Source organism: Paenibacillus sp. 1-8 (genome assembly GCF_056316205.1).
This window is the reverse complement of record NZ_CM149995.1, coordinates 4,728,381-4,753,435: the sequence shown is the minus strand read 5'-3', so window position 1 is coordinate 4,753,435 and position 25,055 is coordinate 4,728,381. Positions and strand designations below refer to the sequence as shown.

The following is a 25,055-nucleotide window of genomic DNA, read 5'->3' as shown; positions in this document are numbered from 1 at the left end:
TCAAAAACATAGGGTTAGTTGCGTGAGAATTGGATCATACTGGTAAGGAAAGTGATGTATATCCAATAAATATCAGGATGTAAAAAGAAAACAAAGGAGGTATAGAGACTTGATGTGGAGAAAGGCTATTTTAACTTTTACAGGATTGTGCGGAGCATGGTTCGGCTATACGTTATACCATCGGGTAGGAGGTATCGTATCATGGCTGCCCGAGTGGTTGAGTGATGGTTCGTTACCGGGAATGGCTGTTTGGATGATTGCGGGAGCTGTGTTATTTATGGCTGGATGTTCGCTCGCCGGAACAGCTGTGGCGAATCGTTTACACCAGGGGATCGAAGGTTTGGTACGGATTCCAATGAATGAGATGATGGCAGGTGCGATTGGATTAGCGGTGGGCTTGATCCTTTCCTTAGCAGTTTACCCGCTCTTGTCATGGCTGGGGGCACCAGGTCAACTGATTCAAACGGCCGTCACCATCGTATGCGGATATGTGGGTGTGATGGTCGGACTGGAAAAGCGGGACGAGCTGTCCTCATTTTGGAGTTCGGGATTTTTTGGTCGAGGTACCGGTGTGGAAGAACGCAAGCTGGAGGAACATAAAATTTTGGACACCAGCGTTATTATAGACGGACGTATTGCGGATATTTGCAAGACGGGTTTTATCGAAGGAACGATTGTTATTCCCGAATTTGTGCTGGAGGAGCTTCAGCATATTGCAGATTCGTCGGATTTGCTCAAGCGTAACCGCGGGCGGCGAGGTCTGGATATTTTGAACAAGATTCAAAAAGAGTTGGATGTAAATGTATTGATTTATGAAGGCGATTTTGAGGAGATTTCAGAGGTCGACAGCAAGCTGGTCAAGCTGGCAAAGGTGCTACAGGGTAAGGTGGTAACGAACGATTTTAACCTGAATAAGGTGTGCGAGCTTCAAGGTGTATCGGTGCTGAATATTAATGACTTGGCAAATGCTGTAAAGCCTGTAGTGCTGCCTGGTGAGGAAATTATGGTGCAGATTATCAAAGACGGCAAGGAGCATGGGCAAGGTGTGGCCTATCTGGATGATGGTACAATGATCGTTGTGGAAGGCGGTCGAGACTACATTGGTTCTCTGATGGAGGTGTTGGTAACGAGCGTACTTCAGACCTCTGCGGGCCGTATGATTTTTGCCAAACCGAAATTATTGGAAAAAGCTCAATAAACGCGGTATGATGAAGTAGATGTGTAATCATACGGATCGTCCAGATGCGATCAAGGCAGGAGTCATTTCAATGAACAATCGGGTAGGAGTCGTCATTGTGGCGGCCGGGCGCGGCTCCCGTATGGGAACGCCGGAGAGCAAGCAATTTTTGCTTTTGCGGGACAAGCCCATCTTCATACATACACTTGAAATATTCGCAGCCATGCCCGAAGTGGATGAAATGGTGATGGTGACGGGGGCGGAAGATGTCGAGCGCTGCCAAGAGTGGATTCGTCAATACCGGATCGGCAAGGACGTACAGGTGGTGGCTGGAGGCAGTGAACGCCAGCATTCGGTATATCGCGGTCTGAGCCACCTGCAAGCAGATTGGGTGATGGTGCATGATGGTGTGCGTCCACTCATTCAGCCTGAGCTTATACGTTCATGCCTGGAGACAGCTATGCGTACCGGTGCTTCTGTAGCGGCGGTGCCTGTAAAGGATACAGTCAAGCAAGTGAACGGGGATGGTATCATTACAGCAACGCCGGATCGCCGAAGTCTGTGGAGTATTCAAACGCCACAGACTTTTCGTCTTTCCGATCTGCTGCGGGCCTATGAGAAAGCGGAGCAGGCAGGATTTTTGGGGACAGACGATTCTATGCTGGTGGAGCGATTGGGGATTCCGGTCACTGTGGTTCAGGGCAGCTACAAAAATATTAAAATTACCACGCCTGAGGATTTGGATATGGCGGCGTTATGGGTAAAGACAGAGGGAGAGGATATCAGATGATCAGAGTGGGACAAGGGTTTGACGTCCACCAGCTGGTGGAAGGAAGACCTTGCATTATCGGGGGCGTGAATATTCCTTATGAAAAGGGATTGCTGGGTCATTCCGATGCTGATGTGCTGCTGCATGCGATTAGCGATGCCATTCTGGGCGCGCTTGGTCTGGGGGACATCGGGAAGCACTTTCCGGATAACGACCCGGAATTCAAGGATGCCGACAGTCTCAAGCTGCTGGAGCATGTATGGAGTTTGGCCAAAGAGCGAGGATATCGATTGGGGAATATTGATTCTACGATTATTGCACAAAAGCCCAAAATGGCATCTTACATCCCGCAGATGAATGAAGTAATCGCTCGTGCGCTGGAAGCGGAGGACCCTTCCCAGGTGAACGTCAAGGCGACTACGACAGAGCAGCTCGGCTTTGCTGGGCGGGGTGAGGGGATCGCAGCTCAATCGGTTGTCTGTCTTGTTAAGGGTATGCTATCATCTTGAGAACTTAGATTTGGAGGAGATTTTATGAGCACGGAAGTTCGTGTACGTTATGCCCCAAGCCCAACAGGGCATCTGCATATTGGAAATGCCAGAACGGCATTATTTAATTATTTGTATGCTCGGAACCAAGGTGGCAAATTTATTATCCGTATTGAAGATACAGATGTGAAACGTAATATTGCAGGCGGGGAAGAAAGCCAGCTTAAATATCTGAAATGGTTGGGTATGGATTGGGATGAAAGCGTGGATGTCGGGGGCGAGTATGGACCTTACCGTCAGACCGAGCGCCTGGATATATACAAAACGTATTGGCAGGACCTGCTGGATCGTGGCTTGGCTTACCGCTGTTACTGCACCGAAGAAGAACTGGAACGCGAACGTGAAGAACAGACGGAACGCGGGGAAACACCACGCTACTCCGGGAAACACCGTGATCTGACGGAGGAACAGTGTCAGGCATTCGAAGCGGAGGGTCGTGTACCAAGTATCCGTTTCCGTGTACCAGAAGATCGCGAATATACGTTTAATGATATGGTCAAAGGCCAAATCACGTTTAATTCGAAGGAAAGCGGCGATTTTGTTATCGTCAAAAAAGACGGTATTCCGACATATAACTTCGCAGTGGCGGTTGACGATCATTTGATGAAAATATCGCATGTGCTGCGGGGCGAGGACCATGTCTCCAATACACCGCGACAATTGATGATCTTTGAAGCGCTTGGCTGGGAGCCTCCGATCTTCGGTCATATGACATTGATCGTGGGCGATGATCACAAAAAGCTTAGCAAACGCAACGAGTCCATTATTCAGTTCATGGAGCAGTACGACAAGTTGGGCTACTTGCCAGAAGCTATATTCAATTTTATTGCGCTGCTGGGCTGGTCCCCGGAAGGCGAAGAAGAAATTTATGACCGGGAGCAATTGATTTCGGTTTTCGATCCCAATCGTTTATCTAAAAGTCCGGCTGTCTTTGATACGCACAAGCTGGCTTACCTGAACAATCATTATATTAAAAAAGCCGATCCTGAGCGGATTGCTGGTATGGCGATTCCTCATTTGCAAGCAGCGGGGCTGTTACCGAATGAATTATCGGAGGAACAGCAGAATTGGGCTAAGGCTCTTGTTCGCTTATATCAGGAACAAATGACCTCTGCGTCCGACATTGTGGCTTTGTCTGAACTGTTTTTCCGTTCGCATCTGGAGCTTGATGCTGAAGCGGCAGCAGTGCTGGCCGAAGAGCAGGTTCCTGAAGTGCTTAAAGCCTTTGCTGGCAAGGTTGAAGTGAGCGAGGAATTTACCGCTCCACAAATGGCCAAGCTGATCAAGGAAGTTCAAAAGGAAACCGGTTTTAAAGGGAAACAGTTGTTCATGCCGATTCGTGTGGCCCTTACAGGTCAAACGCATGGACGCGATTTGAACGAAACGATCTTCCTGCTTGGACGTGACAAGGTGCTGGACCGTCTCAAGGCACAAATTAAAGGCTGATATTTCTTGTCAATTTGTTGTCTTTTCGCTATAATGACTCCATTGATACGGATTGATATTTACGTGTAAAGGCTGAGAACAGGAGAAGTACACTGCATAAGGGCATTTGCCAGAGAGGACGGCCGAGGGGAACCCCGGGGCTGGAAGCCGTCCAGATGACCTGCGGAGGAAATGCACCTGGGAGCCGTGCGCCTGAACCCTAATTAGCGTCGACTGCTGATATGGCAAGGGTGTGCCGAGTCGTTCTCGTTACCGGACGCCAAAGACAGGCTTTTCTGCTTATATGCAGCAGGTATGCCTGAAGCAGAGTGGGACCACGTTCATGCGTCTCTGCAGCTTAGGCTGCGGAGGCGCTTTTTCATTTTTATCAGACTCAAGCTCGTTAAAGGTGAAAAATGTCGAAGTGTGCTGACGAATGCGAAAATTGGCGAAACGCGGAGTGGTGTGGAGAGCGGCAAGGAAATGAAGGAAATAGGAGGGGCGACATGGTCAGACATATTAAATCCGACATTCAGACTGTTTTGGATAATGATCCGGCTGCCCGAAGCAAGCTGGAGGTTATTTTTACGTGTCCCGGTGTTCATGCACTTTGGGCACACCGAATCGCACATTGGCTTTATCTGCGAAATTGGTGTATTCTGGCCCGTGTTATATCTCATGTATCTAGGTTTATGACAGGAATTGAAATCCATCCCGGTGCTTCTATTGGAAAACGGCTGTTCATTGACCATGGCATGGGAGTTGTCATTGGGGAAACCTGTGAGATTGGTGATGATGTCGTATTATACCAGGGGGTCACTCTTGGAGGGACGGGTAAAGAGAAAGGGAAGCGTCACCCTACCATTGGGAATAATGTGGTTATAGGCTCCGGGGCCAAGATATTAGGCTCTTTTACGATTGGGGCGCATTCCAACATTGGCTCCAACTCGGTTGTGCTAAAAGAGGTACCGCCAAACAGTACGGTGGTGGGTATCCCGGGACGGGTTGTCAGACAGGACGGTAGACGTCCAGAACGGCTTAGTCACCAGCTACCCGATCCGGTCGTGGATTCTATACGGGAGCTTCAACTGGAAATAGAACGATTGCGTGCAGAAATATCTGATTTGAAGGATGGGCGATCCGCTCAGAAACATCAGGTGGCCCAAGAGAATAAAATACAAGGATGATTTTCATTAGGGAGGAACATAACGATGCCGCTTCAAATTTATAATACAATGACGAGAAGCCGGAACCCATTTGTGCCACTCGAGCCTGGAAAGGTTAAAATGTATGTATGCGGACCTACCGTGTATGATTACATTCATATCGGCAACGCACGACCTGTTATTGTGTTTGATGTGGTGCGCAGCTATCTGGAGTATTTGGGCTATGACGTGAATTATGTGGTGAATTTTACGGATGTCGATGATAAATTAATCCGCAAGGCTCGGGAACTGGGTATGGATGTTTCGGCCGTTGCCGAAAAATTTATTGCGGCCTATCATGAGGATTTGACGGGATTGAATGTCCCTGCAGCCAGCATGAATCCCCGTGTAACCGAGAGTATGGATCTGATTATTGATTTTATCAAAGAATTGGTAGATAAAGGCTATGCCTATGAAAATGATGGCGATGTGTTCTATCGGACCAAAAAATTCAAATGCTACGGTCAGCTGTCGGGTCAGAATCTGGAGGAGCTTCAGTTCGGGATTCGCATTCATGTGGATGAACGTAAGGAAAACGCTGAGGATTTTGTACTCTGGAAGGCTGCTAAGCCGGGAGAAATTTATTGGTCGAGTCCTTGGGGCAACGGTCGCCCGGGCTGGCACATCGAATGCTCTGCCATGGTCCGCCACTATCTGGGGGATACGCTGGATATTCACGGGGGCGGACAGGATTTGCAATTTCCGCATCATGAATGCGAATGCGCACAATCCGAGGTGATTACGGGTAAGCCATTAGCTCGCTACTGGATGCATAACGGATATATTCGCATTGATAATGAAAAAATGTCGAAATCACTCGGTAATGGTATTTTGGTAAAAGATTTGCGCGCTCGTCACAAGCCGGAGGCTGTACGCTATTTTATGCTTTCGACTCATTACCGGAATCCGTTGAATTACAACCAAGAGACTATGAGTCAGGCGGAGAATAGTGTCGAACGAATTGCCAATGCAGTTACCAACGTGAAGCATCGTTTAGCCAATGCGCTGGAAGGCAACAGGGAAGTGTCAGTGGAACTGCAAGCCAAGCTTGATGGGATCTTGCAGCAGTTTGGCGAAAAAATGGATGATGATTTCAATACACCTGACGCGATTACTGCTGTATTTGACTGGGTTAGCGAAGCGAATCATCTGTTGCAGCGCGATGTCGTAAATCAGGCGGAATTGAAGGCTGTATTGCATACCTTTCATACGATGAACAACGTACTTCGTATTTATGCGGAACGGAGAGAAGAATTGTTGGATGATGAAATTGAACAGTTGATTGCGGAACGTGTCGAGGCACGCAAAACCAAGAACTGGGGCAGAGCCGATGAAATTCGCGATCTGCTGGCTGCCAAAGGAATCGTGCTTGAGGATACAGCACAGGGTATGCGGTGGCGGCGAAAATGAGTGATAAGCCATTGCACGCGGGAGCTTCGGAAGGTGCGGGAAACTGGTTCCCGTATCCTGCGTCCAAGCCGGCCCGCCTGATGCCGCCGATTGCGCTGGCTTACATTGGCGATGCCGTGTATGAGGTCGCGGTGCGGCAATATTTGCTGGCGCAGCCCAATCTGCGCCCGAACCATTTACATCGGCGAGCCACAGGGCTAGTCTCTGCCAAGGCGCAGAGTCGTATGCTCACGCTGCTGGAGACGGTACTGACGGAGGAAGAACGTGATATTGTTAGACAAGGAAGAAATGCCAAGTCAGGAAGCCTGCCCAAAAATGCTGATGTGCTTGAGTATCGTCATGCTACTGCGCTGGAGGGACTGTTCGGTTTTCTTTATTGTGACGGACGTTTGGACAGAATGAGAGAATTGATTACGTACGGCATTGCACAAATGGAAAATACAGAAAAATCTTAATTGGGAACGAGCGGATCAAATGTATTGAGCATTGGCCGTTTTCCCGGGAGGAAGCTAGATATGGAAGAAGAATGGATTGCCGGTAAGCATTCGGTAACGGAGGCGCTTCGCTCAGGCAGAACGATAAATAAAATATGGATTGCGGATAATGCACAAAAGCACCTGACATTGCCCATTACGGCTGAGGCTAAAAAAGCGGGGATCATTGTGTTACAGGTGGACAAGCGTAAGCTTGATCAAATGGTTCCGGGAATACAGCATCAGGGAGTGGTTGCACAGGCTGCACCTTTTGCCTACGTTGAAGTGGAAGAACTGCTCGCAACTGCCCGTAGTAAGGGAGAAGAGCCGTTTTTGATCCTATTGGATGAGATTGAAGATCCGCATAATCTGGGGTCTATCCTTCGGACAGCAGACTGCACAGGGGCACATGGAGTAATCGTGCCGAAAAGACGTTCGGCGGCAGTAACTGTAACGGTGTCCAAAACATCGGCGGGGGCGGTTGAGTACGTTCCTGTGGCGCGTGTGAACAATTTGGGGCAAACCATCGACCGTCTCAAAGAGGAAGGCGTATGGGTAGTCGGCACAGATGTGACAGCTACGGACCCGGTTTTTGGAAATGGTGTATTCACAGGGCCAGTAGCTATCGTCATCGGTAACGAAAATAAAGGGATAGGCCGTTTGATCCGTGAGAAATGTGACGTACTCGTTAAGCTGCCGATGGCTGGGCAAATCAATTCCCTGAATGCTTCTGTAGCCGCAGGTGTCGTGATGTACGAAGTGTTGCGCGGACGACAGGCACGGGGCTGATGATATGGCTGACACGCGGGATGTTCTGCTTGTGGACGGTTACAACGTGATTGGAGCCTGGCCCGAACTTTCCGCACTGGTACAATCTGGTATGCAGGAAGCGAGGGACAGACTGCTTGAACGACTCGCGGATCATCAGGCGTATTCCGGCAGAAGAGTCATCGTCGTATTTGATGCTTACCGGGTGCCAGGATTGGGTAAAACGTATGCCCAAAGTAAAGTCCAGATTTATTTTACCAAAGAAAAAGAGACCGCTGACGAGTGTATCGAGCGATTGGTTCGGGAGCTAAGCAGCCGAAGAAGAAGCATTTATGTAGCAACAAGTGATCAGGTGGAACAACATGTCGCTTTTGGACAAGGAGCGCTCAGGGTGTCGGCGCGTGAACTTTTGATTGAGATTGAGGAATCTGAAAAGGAAGTGAAAAAGCGGATAGAGCAGGATAGCGCCAAATTGTCCCGCAATTCGCTGGATGCCAAGCTAAGCCCGGAGCTTCGAAAGCTGTTTGAGCGCTGGAGAAGAGAATAGTCTAGAGAAAAAAATCCAGTAATTGGACAGTTCTCCATTTTGAAACCATTGACAATTTTGTTAGTGCTCTTCTTTTTTAGGCTGTTGTGGTTGACGGTATCAGGTTGCATCGCGTATACTTGTCCTATATTTGAGAGAGTAACGGGTATCTTGCGTTGCAGCCGGAGGGATTGTTAGTGAGTGTGGACCTCAAGGATATCATGTTGTCAAAGTTTGATTACAAAATTGATGAAGACATTGTCGGAGCAGTCCATGAAGGTGATGGGGAGGCACTGGAGTTTCTGATTAATAAATATCGGAACTTCGTGCGGGCCAAGGCCAGATCCTACTTCCTGATCGGCGCTGATCGCGAGGATATTATTCAGGAGGGCATGATTGGTCTCTACAAATCTATTCGTGATTTTAAGGGAGACAAGCTTGCTTCGTTCAAGGCCTTCGCCGAGTTGTGCATTACAAGACAGATTATTACGGCAATCAAGACAGCCACACGACAAAAGCACATTCCTCTGAATTCCTACGTATCTCTGGACAAGCCCATTTATGATGAAGAGTCGGATCGGACGTTGCTGGACGTGATTTGCGGAACGCAGGTAAGTGATCCTGAAGAGCTGATTATTAATCAGGAAGAGTTTGTAGGCCTTGAGGACAAAATGTCCGAGATTCTGAGCGAGCTGGAACGGAAGGTACTTATGCTGTATCTGGACGGACGTTCATATCAGGAAATTGCCGAGGACCTTGACCGCCACGTGAAATCTATTGATAATGCGCTGCAACGGGTCAAGCGCAAACTTGAAAAGTATTTGGAAGTAAGGGATAGCTGAAAGTAGAGGCTGGCAGGGAAAAGGCTCGAGTCCGAGTCTTTTTTTATTCGTTAAGGGCAGGATATGCAGGTTTATATGTGTTAAGAATGATTTATACTGAAAAAGATGAATAATAGATATCGCATGGATCTTGGAGAGGTTTTTCAGAGATGATTTTTAAAGGATGAGCAGATGTTAAAATGCACCACAGCCGGGACTGCGAAATGTGTGCAAACATTCGTTGACATGGAAAACCGCGTGTGATAAAGTGTTTTAGGTAGGCCTAAATTCGCGGTTTTTTTTAGGATCAATTATGAGACTTCCGGTGTTGGATGTCTTCGGGAGGTGCACATCATGCGGGTAATTATTACTTTGGCTTGTACAACATGCAAACAAAGAAATTACACAACGACTAAAAACAAGCGTAATCACCCCGACCGCATGGAGATGAAGAAATTCTGTAAGTCCTGTAACGAACAGACTTCTCATCGGGAAACCAGATAGTTTTTTTGGAGGTGTAGTCGGCGTGAAACGCAGTTTCAAGTCTCTGTTTTCCTTTTTCTCTGAAAGCTGGGCTGAACTCAAGAAGGTTCGCTGGCCCAATCGTAAAGAACTGACCAACTATACGCTGATTGTCATTGGGACGATTGCGTTTGTCACGATTTATTTTTGGGTTCTCGATATCGGCATTTCCGCTGCGATCGAAGCGATTATCTAGGAAGGGTTCCAGGTGGCTTGATATGGAAAAAAGATGGTACGTCGTTCATACCTATTCAGGGTATGAGAACAAAGTCAAAGCCAATTTGGAGAAACGCGTTGAGTCCATGGGCATGGAGGACAAGATTTTCCGCGTTCTTGTTCCAATGGAAGAAGAACTGGTAACCAAGGACGGTAAGAAAAAGACCGTTATGCGTAAAGTTTACCCTGGTTATGTCTTGGTCGAAATGGTTCAAACCGACGACTCTTGGTATGTTGTGCGCAACACACCAGGTGTTACGGGATTTGTAGGATCAACAGGCTCGGGTTCCAAACCGACAGCTTTGCTTCCAGAAGAAGTTGAACAGATTCTGAAGCATATGGGCATGGTAGAGCCGAAACCGAAGATTGAATTCGATGTTAAGGAATCCGTGCGAATTAAAGTTGGTCCTTTTGCGAATTTTGTGGGCTCCGTGGAAGAAATTTTGGTTGAGAAGAGCAAGCTTAAGGTTCACGTCAACATGTTTGGACGGGAAACCCCGCTTGAGTTGGATTATACTCAGGTGGAGAAAATATAGATTTTTCTTACAGGTTTCTTGTGGGAGGATCATTAGGTCCGTCTACCACTATTGAGTCAAGGAGGTGTCATCCGTGGCAAAAAAGGTAATCAAAATGGTAAAACTGCAGATCCCTGCAGGTAAAGCTAATCCAGCGCCTCCAGTAGGTCCAGCTTTGGGTCAAGCAGGTGTCAACATCATGGCATTCTGTAAAGAGTTCAATGCTCGTACTGCTGATCAAGCAGGCCTGATCATCCCGGTTGAAATTTCGGTGTTTGAAGATCGTTCTTTTACGTTCATCACCAAAACTCCACCGGCTGCTGTGCTGTTGAAAGTTGCTGCTAAAATCGAAAAAGGTTCTGGTGAACCGAACAAAACGAAAGTTGCAACTGTAAATCGCGCTGCCGTTCGTCAAATTGCTGAGCAAAAAATGCCTGACCTTAACGCAGCTTCCGTAGAATCGGCAATGCGTATGGTTGAAGGTACTGCTCGTAGCATGGGTATCACCATCGTAGACTAATTTTTATTAGTCTTCGTGTGCCGGCAGTTTGACTGTCCGGCAAGTGTGGGAGGAATATCCGCTAATACCACATAAGGAGGAAAAGATTATGGCTAAACATGGTAAGAAGTACTTGGAAGCCGCTAAGCTGATCGACAGCGAAGCGACTTATGAGCCTTTGGAAGCCGTTGAATTGGTGAAAAAAGGCGCAACTGCTAAATTTGACGAAACTGTTGAAGCAGCAGTCCGTCTGGGCGTAGATTCCCGTAAACAAGACCAGGCTGTTCGTGGTGTTGTTGTCCTGCCACATGGTACGGGTAAAACACAACGCGTTCTGGTATTTGCAAAAGGTGACAAAGTGAAAGAAGCCGAAGCGGCTGGCGCTGATTTTGTTGGTGATCAAGATATGATCAACAAAATTCAACAAGGCTGGTTCGAATTCGACGTCTGCGTTGCGACACCTGATATGATGAGCGAGGTTGGTAAACTGGGTCGTTTGCTCGGTGGTAAAGGCTTAATGCCAAACCCTAAAGCAGGCACAGTTACTTTCGACGTTGCCAAGGCTGTTCAAGAAATTAAAGCCGGTAAAATCGAATACCGTCTCGACAAAGCGGGTCAAATTCATGCGCCAATCGGCAAAGCTTCTTTCAGTGCTGAACAACTGAACGAGAATCTTAAAGCTTTGATCGAAGCCTTGAACCGTGCGAAGCCAGCGGCTGCTAAAGGTATTTACCTGAAAAACATCGCTATTTCTTCGACTATGGGACCAAGTGCTCGTGTGAACGCATCTGTTTACAAATAATATTTTGATTGACACGTTCAATTGATTTTGTTATTCTGTAAAAGTTGTGAGTCCGTGTGACTGACCATTAAAGTTGAATATGCTTACCGTAGACAGTAGGTGCCTTCGGGCTTAATCTCCTACCGAGGTGTTATGATAGAACGTTTCATGTGGCGGGCTCGTCCCGTCCATGTAGATTTATCAAGCCTTCGTACTCTACGGAGGCTTTTTTCATGCTCATGAAGGTAGCTTTGAACGATCACCGGACAGGTTGGTCGAGCAAAGCGGATAAATTGATCAGGAGGTGTACAGTTTGGCAAATGCAAAAGTGATTCAAGCAAAACAAGAAGCTGTTGAAGTTGTAGCTGCAAAATTGCGCGAGAGCGTAACAACTGTGGTTGCTGACTATCGCGGTCTGAATGTTGCCCAAGTAACTGAGCTGCGTAAGCAGCTTCGCGAAGCCGGAATCGAATTTCAAGTGCTGAAAAACACGCTGCTCCGTCGTGCAACTGCGGCAGCAGAATTGACTGAACTGAACGCAGTATTGACAGGTCCTACTGCAATCGCGTTCGGCAAAGATGATGCAGTGTCTGCAGCTAAGATCTTGAATGATTTCGCTAAGAAAAACACTGCGCTGGAACTGAAAGGTGCAGTTGTAGAAGGCCGTGTTATCGGTGTTGAGGAAATCAAAGCGCTGGCAGAACTGCCATCCCGCGAAGGTCTCCTTTCCATGCTCCTCAGCGTGCTTCAAGCTCCTATGCGCAACTTCGCGCTTGCAGTTAAAGCTGTTGCAGAAAAAGAAGAGCAAAGCGCATAAGTTAGGGATTAAAGCTGCTGTATAGCAGATTGAAAACAAAAAATAAGAATTTAAATGGAGGTTCAACCATGAGTAAAGAGCAAATCTTGGAAGCAATTAAAGGTATGTCCGTATTGGAACTGAACGATCTCGTGAAAGCAATCGAAGAAGAATTCGGCGTAACTGCAGCAGCTCCAGTAGCTGTAGCAGGCGGCGCAGCAGGTGGCGCAGCAGAAGCTGAGCAATCCGAGTTCGACGTAATTTTGACAAGCGCTGGCGCTTCCAAAATCAACGTTATCAAAGCAGTTCGCGAAATCACGGGTCTTGGCCTGAAAGAAGCAAAAGAACTGGTTGACAACGCTCCAAAACCACTGAAAGAAAAAATCGCGAAAGAAGAAGCTGATTCCCTGAAAGCAAAATTGGAAGAAGCAGGCGCTTCCGTAGAAGTGAAATAATTGACTGCTATCTAGCAGACAATGCACTAAAACAAACCCCTTGAGGTGATCTTCAAGGGGTTTGTTGCTGTAAAACGGCAGTACAAGCATGTCTGAAACATTATAGTGAAGGCTATGATGGTATTACAAACCGAAGGAGGTGGTCATGAATGTCTGATCATTATTACTCCAAACGGCCAGAGACGGCGCACGAACGGCGGAGCCTGGAAACAGTGCTGCGGGGGCGGACATACCGTTTTGCCAGCGATTCAGGCGTTTTCTCCAAGCAGGGAATTGATTACGGTAGCCGTGTGTTAATTGAGGCGATGCAGCTTCCTGCGCAGGCTTCGGTGCTGGATGTAGGGTGCGGCTATGGACCGATTGGTTTGACGGCAGCTACGCTTGTACCGAATGGTCACGTTACAATGGTGGATATTAACGAGCGAGCCGTTCAACTGGCAATAGGGAATGCGGAACGGAATGGGATTACCAATGTGACCATAAAGCAAAGCGATCTGTTTGAGGAAGTGAAAGATGATCGTTTTGACGTGATTCTAACGAATCCACCTATACGTGCGGGTAAGGAAACGGTGCATACCATTTTCGAACTTGCTTATGAACATTTAAATGGAGGTGGAGCTTTGTGGGTAGTTATTCAGAAAAAGCAGGGTGCCCCTTCGGCAAGTGCTAAAATTGAGAGCCTTTTCGGACGTGTGGAGGAAGTTACGAAGGATAAAGGTTACCGTATTTTGAAGGCGGAAAAAAAGTTTTAGAAAAATGCAATAGGACCATTGACTTGAATCCTGGTCTGTGATATTATTATAAAATGTCAGTATTAGGATGCCCTCCATGGCTTTAGTTTGTTGAAATGTCAATAGGTTTATGCGTAGACGGGTATAGTATTTATGCCTATTACGTATAATACAATCATTTTGGGCAAATCTACAAGTGATGAAGATCTTCCGGTAAGAGGATTCTGCAGATACGTCGCTCTTTTTTCGAATGCATTCGAGTAAGGGCTTTTCTGTATTTGTGGATTGAATCTTCTGTCTGTGTCTTATTATAAGGTCACAAACAAAGGTTCGCAATGAATTTTTAAAGTGAGTAGACATGAGGGGTGAGTTTAAGTTGGCAGGACATCTTGTTCAATATGGTCGACGCACTCGGCGCAGTTATGCACGTATTAACGAGGTACTCGAGGTTCCGAACCTGATTGAGATCCAGCAAAAATCCTATGATTGGTTTTTGGAGGAAGGATTGCGGGAGATGTTTCGGGATATTTCGCCAATTCAGGATTTCACAGGAAATCTGATTTTGGAGTTTATCGATTATTCTCTCGGAGAACCCAAATATACCGTTGACGACGCAAAGGAACGCGACGTAACGTATGCAGCACCGCTTCGGGTAAAAGTCCGGCTTATTAATAAAGAGACCGGGGAAGTTAAAGAGCAGGAAGTATTTATGGGAGACTTCCCGCTGATGACTGATACGGGTACGTTTATTATTAACGGTGCGGAACGGGTTATTGTCAGCCAGTTGGTTCGCTCTCCCAGCGTCTATTTCAGCACAAAAGTCGACAAGAATGCGAAAACAACATACACCGCAACGGTAATTCCTAACCGGGGGGCTTGGCTCGAACTGGAGATGGATGCGAAGGACATTATCTATGTCCGGATTGACCGTACCCGTAAAATTCCGGTTACGGTGTTGCTGCGTGCGCTTGGCTTTGGCACTGATGCTGAGATTCTGGATTTGCTCGGCAATGACGAATATATCCGTAACACTCTTGATAAAGACAACACAGATTCTACGGAAAAAGCGCTGATTGAGATTTATGAGCGTCTTCGTCCGGGTGAGCCACCTACACTGGATAATGCAAAGAGCTTGCTCGTTGCACGTTTCTTTGATCCAAAACGTTATGATCTGGCCAACGTAGGCCGTTACAAAATCAATAAAAAGCTTCACATCAAAAACCGTCTTTTTAATCAACGGCTTGCTGAGACTTTGATTGATACGACAACCGGTGAAATCATCGCTGAAGCAGGACAAATGGTGGATCGTCGCCTGTTGGACGAGATTTTGGCCCAGCTTGAGGAATCGGTAGGACACCGAACGTATCATGTTGCTGCTGGCGTGCTGGAAAGCAATGATATTCCTCTTCAAACGATCGACATATTCTCGCCGATTGAGGATGGTAAAGTTGTAAAACTGATTGCCAACGGAAATATTGATAAATCGGTTAAAAATATTACGCCTGCCGATATTATTTCCTCCATCAGTTATTTTATTAACTTACTTCACGGAATCGGAAGCACGGACGATATTGACCATTTGGGCAACCGTCGTTTGCGCTCTGTAGGTGAATTGCTCCAGAACCAGTTCCGTATCGGTTTATCCCGTATGGAACGCGTGGTGCGCGAAAGAATGTCGATTCAGGATGCTAATGTGATTACGCCACAGGCGCTGATTAACATACGTCCGGTAATTGCTTCGATTAAGGAGTTCTTTGGTAGCTCCCAGCTCTCCCAGTTTATGGATCAGACGAATCCGCTTGCCGAATTGACACACAAACGTCGTTTGTCCGCACTCGGACCCGGCGGTTTGACACGCGAACGCGCGGGCATGGAAGTACGTGACGTCCATCCGAGTCACTACGGCCGTATGTGTCCTATCGAGACACCAGAGGGACCAAACATTGGTTTGATCAACTCCTTGTCTACCTTCGCGCGTATCAATGAGTACGGATTTATCGAAGCTCCTTATCGTTGGGTAGATCCGAAAACCGGAAAAGTTACAGACCAAATTGATTACCTGACGGCTGATGAAGAAGATAACTACATCGTAGCCCAGGCAAATGAGGAACTGACAGAGGACAGCACCTTTAAGGAAGAAGTCGTCATTGTCCGTTACAACAAGCAGTCTGATAACATCATTCCAATGGCAAGTAGCCGTGTTGACTATATGGACGTATCGCCTAAACAGGTCGTGTCCGTGGCAACTGCACTGATTCCGTTCCTGGAAAACGATGACTCCAACCGTGCGTTGATGGGTTCCAATATGCAGCGGCAGGCCGTTCCTTTGTTGATTCCGAAGTCTCCTTTGGTCGGAACAGGAATGGAGCACAAGGCTGCAAAAGATTCCGGGGTATGTATTGTATCCAAATACGACGGTGTGATCGAACGTTCTTCAGCTAACGAAATTTGGCTGCGCCGTATCGAAACAGTAGATGGTTCCGAAGTGAAGGGCGACATAGTTAAGCATAAATTACACAAATTTATGCGTTCGAACCAAGGAACATGCATTAACCAACGTCCAATCGTCAACAGAGGCGATGTGGTGAAAGCTGGCGATATTCTCGCAGATGGTCCTTCCACAGAGATGGGCGAATTGGCATTGGGACGTAACGTTGTCGTTGCCTTCATGACTTGGGAAGGTTACAACTACGAGGATGCGATCCTGCTGAGTGAGAAGCTGGTTAAGGAAGACGTATACACCTCCATTCATATTGAGGAATACGAATCCGAAGCTCGCGACACGAAGCTTGGACCGGAAGAAATCACCCGTGATATTCCGAATGTCGGTGAAGAAGCGCTCCGTAATCTGGATGAGCGTGGAATTATCCGCATTGGTGCCGAAATCGGCGCAGGTGACATTCTCGTTGGTAAAGTAACACCTAAGGGTGTAACGGAGCTGACAGCCGAAGAGCGCCTCTTGCATGCGATCTTTGGTGAGAAGGCACGCGAGGTTCGCGACACTTCTTTGAGAGTTCCTCACGGAACAGACGGGATTGTTGTGGACGTCAAAGTATTTACACGTGAGAATGGTGACGAACTGCCACCAGGCGTAAACCAACTGGTTCGTGTATATATTGCTCAAAAACGTAAAATTTCCGAAGGCGATAAAATGGCCGGACGTCACGGTAACAAGGGTGTCGTTGCCCGTATTTTGCCTGAAGAAGATATGCCGTTCCTGCCGGACGGTACACCAGTACAGGTCGTTCTTAATCCACTGGGCGTACCTTCACGGATGAACATCGGACAGGTGCTTGAAATTCATCTGGGTATGGCTGCAATGCGTCTTGGTATTCATGTGGCAACGCCGGTATTCGATGGTGCCAAAGAGTATGACGTTTTTGATACGATGGAAGAGGCAGGCATGCAGCGCAATGGTAAGACGGTGTTGTATGACGGACGTACAGGTGATCGTTTTGAACGTGAAGTTACTGTCGGTGTCATGCACATGATCAAACTGGCGCATATGGTTGACGATAAAATCCATGCTCGTTCTACAGGTCCTTACTCTCTCGTTACGCAACAGCCGTTGGGTGGTAAAGCTCAATTCGGTGGTCAGCGCTTCGGGGAGATGGAAGTATGGGCGCTGGAAGCCTACGGCGCGGCTTACACGCTTCAGGAAATTTTGACTGTCAAATCCGATGATGTGGTTGGACGTGTTAAAACATACGAATCCATCGTCAAAGGTGAAAATGTACCTGAACCGGGTGTGCCTGAATCATTCAAGGTCTTGATCAAAGAGCTGCAAAGCTTGGGTATGGACGTGAAGATTCTGTCCGGAGATGAACAAGAGATCGAAATGAGAGAGCTTGATGATGAAGATGATACAACCAGCGACAAGCTGAGTTTAAATCTGGAAGGCTCTGAGGTTGGCGTAGAGTAGTCTGTCTGCTGACTGAATCATATCAGCTTTGTTATATGCCTTGATCCATTCTCTACAGGATGGATCGGGCTTCTTGATACCGCCCGGTGCTGCCGGGCGGTATCAAACCTAAAAACTCAGGATTTGGTTAAGGAGGGTTGCTCCTTGTTGGACGTTAACAATTTCGAATATATGAAAATCGGGCTTGCTTCCCCCGAAAAGATTCGTTCTTGGTCCCGCGGAGAAGTCAAAAAACCGGAGACGATTAACTATCGTACGCTTAAACCGGAAAAAGAAGGACTATTTTGCGAGAAAATTTTCGGACCTACGAAAGACTGGGAATGTCATTGCGGTAAGTACAAACGCGTGCGCTATAAAGGTGTTGTCTGTGACCGTTGTGGCGTAGAGGTTACCCGCGCTAAGGTTCGTCGTGAACGTATGGGTCACATCGAACTGGCTGCTCCTGTATCGCATATTTGGTACTTTAAAGGCATTCCGAGCCGTATGGGTCTTGCTCTTGATATGTCTCCAAGATCTCTGGAAGAGATCATTTACTTCGCATCTTATGTTGTAACTGATCCGGGAGATACGCCGTTGGAGAAAAAGCAACTCCTGTCCGAGAAAGAATACCGCAGCTACCGTGAAAAATATGGCTACGGATTCCAGGCAGGTATGGGTGCTGAAGCGGTTAAGAAGCTCCTTCAAGATTTGGATATAGACAAAGAACTGGAATTCCTGAAAGAAGAGCTGCGTACAGCTCAAGGACAACGCCGCAACCGTGCGATCAAGCGTCTTGAAGTGATTGAGGCGTTCCGTAACTCTGGCAACCAGCCGGACTGGATGATCATGGACGTGCTGCCTGTTATTCCTCCTGAGCTCCGTCCGATGGTACAGCTGGATGGTGGACGTTTTGCTACCTCTGACCTGAATGACTTGTACCGCCGTGTTATCAACCGTAACAACCGCCTGAAACGCTTGCTAGATCTGGGTGCACCGGATATTATCGTACAAAATGAAAAACGGATGTTGCAGGAAGCTGTTGACGCTCTGATCGATAATGGTCGTCGTGGCCGCCCTGTTACTGGTCCGGGTAACCGTCCTTTGAAATCCCTCAGCCACATGCTGAAAGGTAAACAAGGACGTTTCCGTCAAAACTTGCTCGGAAAACGTGTTGACTACTCCGGTCGTTCTGTTATCGTTGTAGGTCCGTACTTGAAAATGTACCAATGCGGTTTGCCGAAAGAAATGGCGTTGGAATTGTTCAAGCCTTTTGTCATGAAAGAACTGGTGAACAAAGGTCTTGCACACAACATCAAGAGCGCGAAACGTAAAGTAGAGCGCGTGAGCGCAGAAGTATGGGATGTGCTCGAAGAAGTAATCAAGGAGCATCCGGTTCTTCTAAACCGTGCCCCTACGCTGCATAGACTCGGTATTCAGGCGTTTGAACCGATTTTGGTTGAAGGTCGTGCAATCCGTTTGCATCCGCTCGTATGTACGGCATATAATGCCGACTTTGACGGTGACCAAATGGCGGTTCACGTTCCATTGTCTGCGGAAGCCCAAGCAGAAGCTCGTTTGCTCATGCTGGCATCCGGTAACATTTTGAATCCGAAAGACGGCAAGCCTGTTGTTACTCCTTCCCAGGATATGGTCCTTGGTTCTTTCTATCTGACTATGGATAACAAAGAAGAAGAAGGCAGCAACATGATCCTTCGCAATATGAACGAGGCTATATCGGCTTACCAGCGCGGTACAGCGGGTCTTCATGCTCGTGTAGCTATTCCGGTTAAAGCTTTGAATAAAACGAGCTTTACGGAAAAACAACAGGATGCGATGCTGATCACCACGGTTGGTAAAATTATCTTTAATGAAATTTTCCCGGCCAGCTTCCCGTACATCAATGATGCTACCCGTGCCAACCTGCTTTATGGTACTGCGGAGGAATTCTTTGTTTACGAGAAGGGTGTAAATCTTACAGAAGCGATTCAAAATGCTCCGCAAGCTGGCGGGGTGGGTAAGGATTATCTTGGTAACATTATTGCCCGTTGCTTTGAAACTTACCATACAACAGAAACAGCTGTGATTTTGGATAAAATCAAGCAGCTTGGCTTTACGTATTCTACTCGTTCAGGTGTAACTGTTGCTGTATCGGACGTTATCGTGCCAGTGGAAAAACAAGAAATTCTTAAAGGTTCTGAGGACAAAGCGCAAGTCGTAACGAATCAATACCGTCGTGGTCTGATTACGAACGAGGAACGCTATGACCGGATTATTGATATTTGGTCCAAAGCGAAAGATGATATTACCGAAGTGCTGATGAAGTCCATGGATCGCTATAACTCCATCATGATGATGGTAGACTCCAAAGCGCGGGGTAACAAATCACAGATTACCCAGCTCGGCGGTATGCGTGGTCTGATGGCGAATCCATCCGGTCGCATTATCGAGCTCCCAATTAAATCGAACTTCCGTGAAGGTTTGACAGTACTCGAGTACTTCATCTCCACTCACGGAGCGCGTAAAGGTTTGGCGGATACAGCGCTTCGTACGGCTGACTCAGGTTACCTGACTCGTCGTCTTGTCGATGTGGCACAGGATGTTATCGTGCGTGAAGAAGATTGCGGGACTGACAAAGGCTTTACAGTAAGCCGTATTCAGGACGGTAAAGAAGTTATTGAGGACCTGTATGACCGTCTGGAAGGTCGCTATTGCTTTGAAACGGTACGTCATCCGGAGACTGGCGAGATTTTGGCTGGCCGTAACGAATTGATCGATTCCGACAAAGCTGAAGCAATTGTTAAAGCTGGTGTACAAAAGGTTCAAATTCGTTCTGTACTGAGCTGCCGTGCCAAACATGGCGTCTGCAAGAAATGCTACGGTCGCAATCTGGCTACTGGCAAACACGTTGAGATTGGTGAAGCAGTTGGTATTATCGCGGCACAATCCATCGGTGAACCAGGAACCCAGCTTACAATGCGTACATTCCACACAGGCGGTGTAGCGGGCGACGATATTACACAAGGTTTGCCGCGTATTCAGGAGCTTTTCGAAGCGCGTAATCCTAAAGGTCAGGCAACCATCAGTGAAATTGACGGTACAGTTAAAGAAATTCGTGAAGGTAAAGATCGCCGTGAGATCGATATTCAGGGTGAAGCTGAAACGAAAACTTATTCGGTTACGTATGGTTCTCGTCTGCGCGTAAGCGAAGGTATGACTGTTGAAGCCGGGGATGAACTGACAGACGGTTCGATTGACCCTAAAGAAATGCTGCGTATTAAAGGTATTCGCGGGGTGCAGAACTATATCCTTCAGGAAGTTCAACGCGTATATCGGAATCAGGGTGTAGAGATCAATGATAAGCACGTGGAAGTTATGATTCGTCAAATGCTGCGTAAAATCCGTATCCTTGATGCGGGGAATACAACGCTGCTTCCAGGCTCCTTTGTTGAAGTGCATGAGTATGAAAATGCGAACAAGACAGCAATTATCAGTGGCCAAGAGCCAGCGGTAGCCAAACCGGTTCTGCTTGGTATCACCAAGGCTTCTCTGGAAACTGACTCCTTCTTGTCAGCAGCTTCCTTCCAAGAGACCACTCGCGTGCTGACCGATGCGGCTATAAAAGGCAAAGTAGATCAGTTGCTTGGTCTGAAAGAGAATGTCATTATTGGTAAGTTGATCCCTGCGGGTACAGGTATGAATCGTTACCGCAGTGTGAAATTTGCCCAACCGGAAGGGGAGCAATCCTCGTCCGAAGAACTCGAACCGATTTCGGCCGAGTAATATAACGTTAATAAATGGCATGATGGGCCCGGAACATCGCATCTCTGATGAAGCTTTTAGATTATGGCTTTGTCAGACGGTGTTCCGGCGCTTTTTCTTGAAATGAAATATATTTCTTTGTTAAGCAAACTATAGTCGATAATTGTCTTGACATTGCTTATAGTCAATGCTAATATAGCAAAGGTGCGTGAGTAGCCTATATGCTATTGTGTCTTTTCGGAGGAATGAGATATGTCTAAAGAACAGGGACTGCAAGATGCTCATGTCAAAATCGGTACCAAACAAACCATTCGTATGGTCGAATTGGGCTTCGCCTCTGAAGTATATGTGGCGGAAGACGCAGATCCACGTCTCACTTCCAACATCATTGCTTTGTGCAACAAGCAAGGAGTCAAGGTGACTCTTGTAGATACAATGAAAAATCTCGGAGCTGCATGTGGGATTGAAGTGGGAGCCGCTATGGCTGCTATCGTAAAACAATAGGGTAAGGAACGTTTTTGTCTAAGAGAATGAATTCTTGGCGGCAAAGACTTTTCATTTGTTCTTTTATGAACCGCCTGGGTCTGTGGGCTTAGAAATGGTTTGTGAAGCAACAGGAAAAATTGAGGAAGGGGGTGGCAACCACAATGCCAACTATTAATCAACTGGTTCGTAAAGGACGTCAAGCCAAAATCGAGAAATCGAAATCACCGGCTTTGCAAAAAGGTTTTAACGCCTTGAAACGTGAAGCTACCGACATCAGTGCCCCGCAAAAACGCGGAGTATGCACTCGTGTAGGTACTATGACTCCAAAAAAACCAAACTCCGCACTTCGTAAATATGCTCGTGTTCGTTTGACGAACCGTGTAGAGGTGACTGCTTACATTCCGGGTATCGGACACAACCTGCAAGAACACAGCGTAGTGCTGATTCGCGGCGGTCGTGTAAAAGACCTTCCGGGTGTACGTTACCATATCGTTCGCGGTGCTTTGGATACTGCAGGCGTAAACAACCGCATGCAAGCTCGTTCCAAATACGGCGCAAAACGCCCTAAAGCTAAAAAATCCTAATGAATATAAACCGAATAAATCGGTTTAACATGTAAGAAAGGGGGATATCCATGCCACGCAAAGGTCCAGTTACCAAAAGAGATGTGTTGCCAGATCCGGTATACAACAGCAAGTTGGTTACCCGCCTGATCAACCGCATCATGCTCGACGGAAAACGAGGCGTTGCTCAAAGCATTCTGTACAATGCGTTCAAGCTTATCCAAGAACGTACGGGGAATGACCCGATGGAAGTTTTTGAAGCAGCTATCAAGAATATCATGCCAGTCCTGGAAGTTAAAGCACGCCGTGTCGGCGGTGCCAACTACCAAGTACCAATCGAGGTAAAACCAGAAAGACGTACTTCCCTGGGTTTACGTTGGCTCGTAAACTACTCCCGCAATCGCGGTGAGAAAACGATGGAAGAGCGTTTGGCGGCTGAAATTATTGACGCTTCCAACAACACAGGCGCTTCCGTGAAAAAACGCGAAGATACGCACAAAATGGCTGAAGCGAACAAAGCGTTTGCTCACTACCGTTGGTAGGATTCAGCTCAAAAAAATAACTTCAATTTTGAAGGGAGACCCATTTCATGGCAAGAGAGTTCTCCTTGACGAATACACGTAATATCGGGATCATGGCTCATATTGACGCGGGTAAAACCACAACAACAGAGCGGATCTTGTTCTACACAGGACGTACGCACAAAATCGGTGAAGTTCACGAGGGCGCTGCGACAATGGACTGGATGGAACAAGAACAAGAGCGCGGAATCACGATTACTTCCGCTGCGACGACCGCTGCCTGGAAAGGTCACCGCGTCAATATCATCGACACCCCGGGGCACGTTGACTTCACTGTTGAAGTTGAACGTTCCCTTCGTGTATTGGACGGAGCAGTTGGTGTTTTCAGTGCGAAAGAAGGCGTTGAGCCTCAGTCCGAAACCGTATGGAGACAGGCTGATCGCTACGGAGTTCCACGGATCGCATATGTAAACAAAATGGATATCATTGGTGCCGACTTCCTGAATGTTGTCTCCGACATGCGTGATCGCCTTCAAGCGAACGCAGTTGCGATTCAATTGCCAATCGGTGCAGAAAATGATTTTATTGGTATTATCGATATCGTTGAACAAAAAGCTCATATGTACAAAGATGATCTTGGTCAAGATATCGAAGAAGTAGAAATTCCTGCGGAATTCAAAGATCAAGTTGAAGAACTTCGTAATGAATTGATCGAGAAGGTTGCTGAACTGGACGAAGAATTGACAATGAAATACCTGGAAGGCGAAGAAATTTCGGTTGCCGAAATTAAAGCCGCTCTCCGTAAAGGTGTTGTAGATGTTAAAATCTTCCCAGTTATCTGTGGATCTTCTTACCGTAACAAAGGTGTTCAGCTGATGTTGGATGCTGTTCTCGACTACTTGCCGGCTCCTACTGACGTGCCAAGTATTCAAGGGCATTTGGAAGACGGTACGGAAGTTGAACGTCACTCTTCCGATGAAGAGCCATTCTCCGCGTTGGCCTTCAAAATCATGACGGACCCTTACGTTGGTAAGTTGACATTCTTCCGCGTATACTCCGGTGTTCTTCAATCCGGTTCATACGTATTGAATGCAACAAAAGGCAAGCGCGAACGTATCGGACGTATTCTTCAAATGCATGCGAACAGCCGTCAAGAAATCACTGTAGTTTACTCCGGTGATATTGCGGCAGCCGTAGGATTGAAAGATACAGGTACAGGTGATACACTGTGTGATGAGAAGAATCCAGTTATTCTCGAGTCCATGAATTTCCCTGATCCGGTTATCGAAATCGCGGTTGAGCCTAAAACCAAAGCTGACCAAGATAAAATGTCTGTTGCCCTCGGTAAATTGACCGAAGAAGATCCAACTCTTCGCGCTCATACTAACGAAGAAACAGGCCAAACCATCTTGGCAGGTATGGGTGAGCTTCACCTTGATATCATCATCGACCGTATGCGTCGTGAGTTCAAGGTGGAAACCAATGTGGGTAAACCACAGGTTGCATATCGTGAAACTTTCCGTGCTCCAGCACGTGTCGAAGGTAAATTCGTTCGTCAATCCGGTGGTCGTGGTCAATACGGTCACGTATGGGTTGAGTTCGAACCGCTTGAGCCAGGTACTGGTAGCCAATTCGAAAGTAAAGTAGTCGGCGGCTCTGTTCCTAGAGAGTACATCGCTCCTGCTCTTGCTGGTATTGAGGAACAAATGAAAAACGGCGTTATCGCAGGCTTCCCGCTTGTGGACGTTAAAGCTACAATCGTGGACGGATCATACCATGATGTTGATTCCAATGAAATGGCGTTTAAAATTGCCGGATCAATGGCGCTGAAAGCAGCGAAAGACAAATGTAAACCAGTATTGCTTGAACCGATTATGAAAGTTGAAGTAACGGTTCCTGAGGAATACATGGGTGACGTAATGGGTATGTTGAACTCCCGTCGCGGACGGATTGAAGGTATGGACTCCCGCAGTGGAGCTCAGATCATTCGTGCGAAGGTGCCTTTGTCCGAGATGTTTGGATACTCGACAACACTTCGTTCCGGTACGCAAGGACGCGGCGTGTTCTCCATGGAGCTTTCTCATTATGAAGAAGTTCCGAAGAGCATTGCTGAAGAGATCGTTGCCAAAACCAAAGGCGGCGAGTAATACAATGTATCAGCTGATCGGTATACCTCAAGGTTCGCCCA

The 25,055-nt window shown here is 47.2% G+C and carries 24 protein-coding genes and 1 other annotated feature; all 24 genes read left to right on the top strand.

The window, feature by feature from the left end; all coding sequences use genetic code 11:
* Window positions 1–112 precede the first annotated feature (112 nt).
* The gene (locus AC0WRU_RS21985; protein ID WP_476128697.1) at window positions 113–1,198 is read left to right on the top strand and encodes a PIN/TRAM domain-containing protein; all 1,086 of its coding nucleotides are present in this window, start codon (window positions 113–115) and stop codon (window positions 1,196–1,198) included.
* Window positions 1,199–1,268: 70 nt separating this feature from the next.
* Complete coding sequence (ispD, locus tag AC0WRU_RS21980) at window positions 1,269–1,967, top strand: 2-C-methyl-D-erythritol 4-phosphate cytidylyltransferase (protein ID WP_476126282.1); 699 nt, start codon at window positions 1,269–1,271, stop codon at window positions 1,965–1,967.
* On the top strand, window positions 1,964–2,455 hold the full coding sequence (ispF, locus tag AC0WRU_RS21975) for a 2-C-methyl-D-erythritol 2,4-cyclodiphosphate synthase (RefSeq protein WP_025685954.1): 492 nt from the start codon (window positions 1,964–1,966) through the stop codon (window positions 2,453–2,455). Before ispD ends, ispF begins: the two co-directional genes overlap by 4 nt.
* Window positions 2,456–2,479: 24 nt before the next feature.
* Complete coding sequence (gene gltX / locus AC0WRU_RS21970; RefSeq protein WP_476126281.1) at window positions 2,480–3,940, top strand: glutamate--tRNA ligase; 1,461 nt, start codon at window positions 2,480–2,482, stop codon at window positions 3,938–3,940.
* Window positions 3,941–4,425: 485 nt separating this feature from the next.
* Window positions 4,426–5,106 carry a serine O-acetyltransferase gene (cysE, locus tag AC0WRU_RS21965; RefSeq protein WP_025685952.1) on the top strand — a complete coding sequence of 227 codons (681 nt, stop codon included), beginning with the start codon at window positions 4,426–4,428 and terminating at the stop codon, window positions 5,104–5,106.
* A gap of 24 nt (window positions 5,107–5,130) precedes the next feature.
* Window positions 5,131–6,534, top strand: a complete 1,404-nt coding sequence (gene cysS / locus AC0WRU_RS21960; protein WP_476126280.1) for a cysteine--tRNA ligase — start codon at window positions 5,131–5,133, stop codon at window positions 6,532–6,534.
* Window positions 6,531–6,989, top strand: coding sequence for a Mini-ribonuclease 3 (locus AC0WRU_RS21955; RefSeq protein WP_025685950.1), 459 nt, complete (start codon window positions 6,531–6,533; stop codon window positions 6,987–6,989). Before cysS ends, AC0WRU_RS21955 begins: the two co-directional genes overlap by 4 nt.
* Window positions 6,990–7,049: 60 nt before the next feature.
* A complete protein-coding gene (gene rlmB, locus AC0WRU_RS21950; protein WP_025685949.1) occupies window positions 7,050–7,796 on the top strand; it encodes a 23S rRNA (guanosine(2251)-2'-O)-methyltransferase RlmB in 747 nt (248 codons plus the stop codon).
* A 4-nt stretch (window positions 7,797–7,800) separates the two neighbouring features.
* Entirely contained in the window at window positions 7,801–8,322 is a 522-nt protein-coding gene (locus tag AC0WRU_RS21945; protein ID WP_025685948.1) for an NYN domain-containing protein, read from the top strand.
* Between the two features lie 176 nt (window positions 8,323–8,498).
* Window positions 8,499–9,143, top strand: a complete 645-nt coding sequence (sigH, locus tag AC0WRU_RS21940) for an RNA polymerase sporulation sigma factor SigH (RefSeq protein ID WP_025685947.1) — start codon at window positions 8,499–8,501, stop codon at window positions 9,141–9,143.
* Between the two features lie 333 nt (window positions 9,144–9,476).
* Window positions 9,477–9,626 (top strand): 50S ribosomal protein L33, encoded by a 150-nt coding sequence (gene rpmG / locus AC0WRU_RS21935; RefSeq protein WP_023990562.1) that lies wholly within the window; start codon window positions 9,477–9,479, stop codon window positions 9,624–9,626.
* A gap of 22 nt (window positions 9,627–9,648) precedes the next feature.
* Window positions 9,649–9,840, top strand: coding sequence for a preprotein translocase subunit SecE (gene secE, locus AC0WRU_RS21930; RefSeq protein ID WP_044647199.1), 192 nt, complete (start codon window positions 9,649–9,651; stop codon window positions 9,838–9,840).
* Window positions 9,841–9,862: 22 nt separating this feature from the next.
* Window positions 9,863–10,396: a transcription termination/antitermination protein NusG gene (gene nusG / locus AC0WRU_RS21925; protein WP_014278324.1), complete on the top strand. Its 534-nt coding sequence runs from the start codon at window positions 9,863–9,865 to the stop codon at window positions 10,394–10,396.
* Between the two features lie 73 nt (window positions 10,397–10,469).
* The gene (rplK, locus tag AC0WRU_RS21920; RefSeq protein WP_007432595.1) at window positions 10,470–10,895 is read left to right on the top strand and encodes a 50S ribosomal protein L11; all 426 of its coding nucleotides are present in this window, start codon (window positions 10,470–10,472) and stop codon (window positions 10,893–10,895) included.
* Window positions 10,896–10,983: 88 nt separating this feature from the next.
* On the top strand, window positions 10,984–11,676 hold the full coding sequence (gene rplA / locus AC0WRU_RS21915; RefSeq protein ID WP_025685945.1) for a 50S ribosomal protein L1: 693 nt from the start codon (window positions 10,984–10,986) through the stop codon (window positions 11,674–11,676).
* Window positions 11,677–11,744: 68 nt separating this feature from the next.
* Window positions 11,745–11,896: a sequence feature (ribosomal protein L10 leader region), on the top strand.
* Between the two features lie 72 nt (window positions 11,897–11,968).
* Window positions 11,969–12,472: a 50S ribosomal protein L10 gene (rplJ, locus tag AC0WRU_RS21910; protein ID WP_476126279.1), complete on the top strand. Its 504-nt coding sequence runs from the start codon at window positions 11,969–11,971 to the stop codon at window positions 12,470–12,472.
* 68 nt (window positions 12,473–12,540) lie between these two features.
* Window positions 12,541–12,906, top strand: a complete 366-nt coding sequence (gene rplL / locus AC0WRU_RS21905) for a 50S ribosomal protein L7/L12 (protein ID WP_025685943.1) — start codon at window positions 12,541–12,543, stop codon at window positions 12,904–12,906.
* A gap of 149 nt (window positions 12,907–13,055) precedes the next feature.
* Window positions 13,056–13,658 carry a class I SAM-dependent methyltransferase gene (locus AC0WRU_RS21900; RefSeq protein ID WP_476126278.1) on the top strand — a complete coding sequence of 201 codons (603 nt, stop codon included), beginning with the start codon at window positions 13,056–13,058 and terminating at the stop codon, window positions 13,656–13,658.
* Window positions 13,659–14,013: 355 nt separating this feature from the next.
* A complete protein-coding gene (rpoB, locus tag AC0WRU_RS21895) occupies window positions 14,014–17,559 on the top strand; it encodes a DNA-directed RNA polymerase subunit beta (RefSeq protein ID WP_025685941.1) in 3,546 nt (1,181 codons plus the stop codon).
* A 144-nt stretch (window positions 17,560–17,703) separates the two neighbouring features.
* On the top strand, window positions 17,704–21,318 hold the full coding sequence (gene rpoC / locus AC0WRU_RS21890; RefSeq protein WP_476126277.1) for a DNA-directed RNA polymerase subunit beta': 3,615 nt from the start codon (window positions 17,704–17,706) through the stop codon (window positions 21,316–21,318).
* A 231-nt stretch (window positions 21,319–21,549) separates the two neighbouring features.
* On the top strand, window positions 21,550–21,801 hold the full coding sequence (locus AC0WRU_RS21885; protein WP_014278316.1) for a ribosomal L7Ae/L30e/S12e/Gadd45 family protein: 252 nt from the start codon (window positions 21,550–21,552) through the stop codon (window positions 21,799–21,801).
* Window positions 21,802–21,944: 143 nt separating this feature from the next.
* On the top strand, window positions 21,945–22,367 hold the full coding sequence (gene rpsL / locus AC0WRU_RS21880; protein ID WP_007432587.1) for a 30S ribosomal protein S12: 423 nt from the start codon (window positions 21,945–21,947) through the stop codon (window positions 22,365–22,367).
* A gap of 50 nt (window positions 22,368–22,417) precedes the next feature.
* Entirely contained in the window at window positions 22,418–22,888 is a 471-nt protein-coding gene (rpsG, locus tag AC0WRU_RS21875; protein ID WP_007432586.1) for a 30S ribosomal protein S7, read from the top strand.
* 47 nt (window positions 22,889–22,935) lie between these two features.
* Window positions 22,936–25,014, top strand: coding sequence for an elongation factor G (fusA, locus tag AC0WRU_RS21870; RefSeq protein WP_192512915.1), 2,079 nt, complete (start codon window positions 22,936–22,938; stop codon window positions 25,012–25,014).
* Window positions 25,015–25,055: the final 41 nt, after the last annotated feature.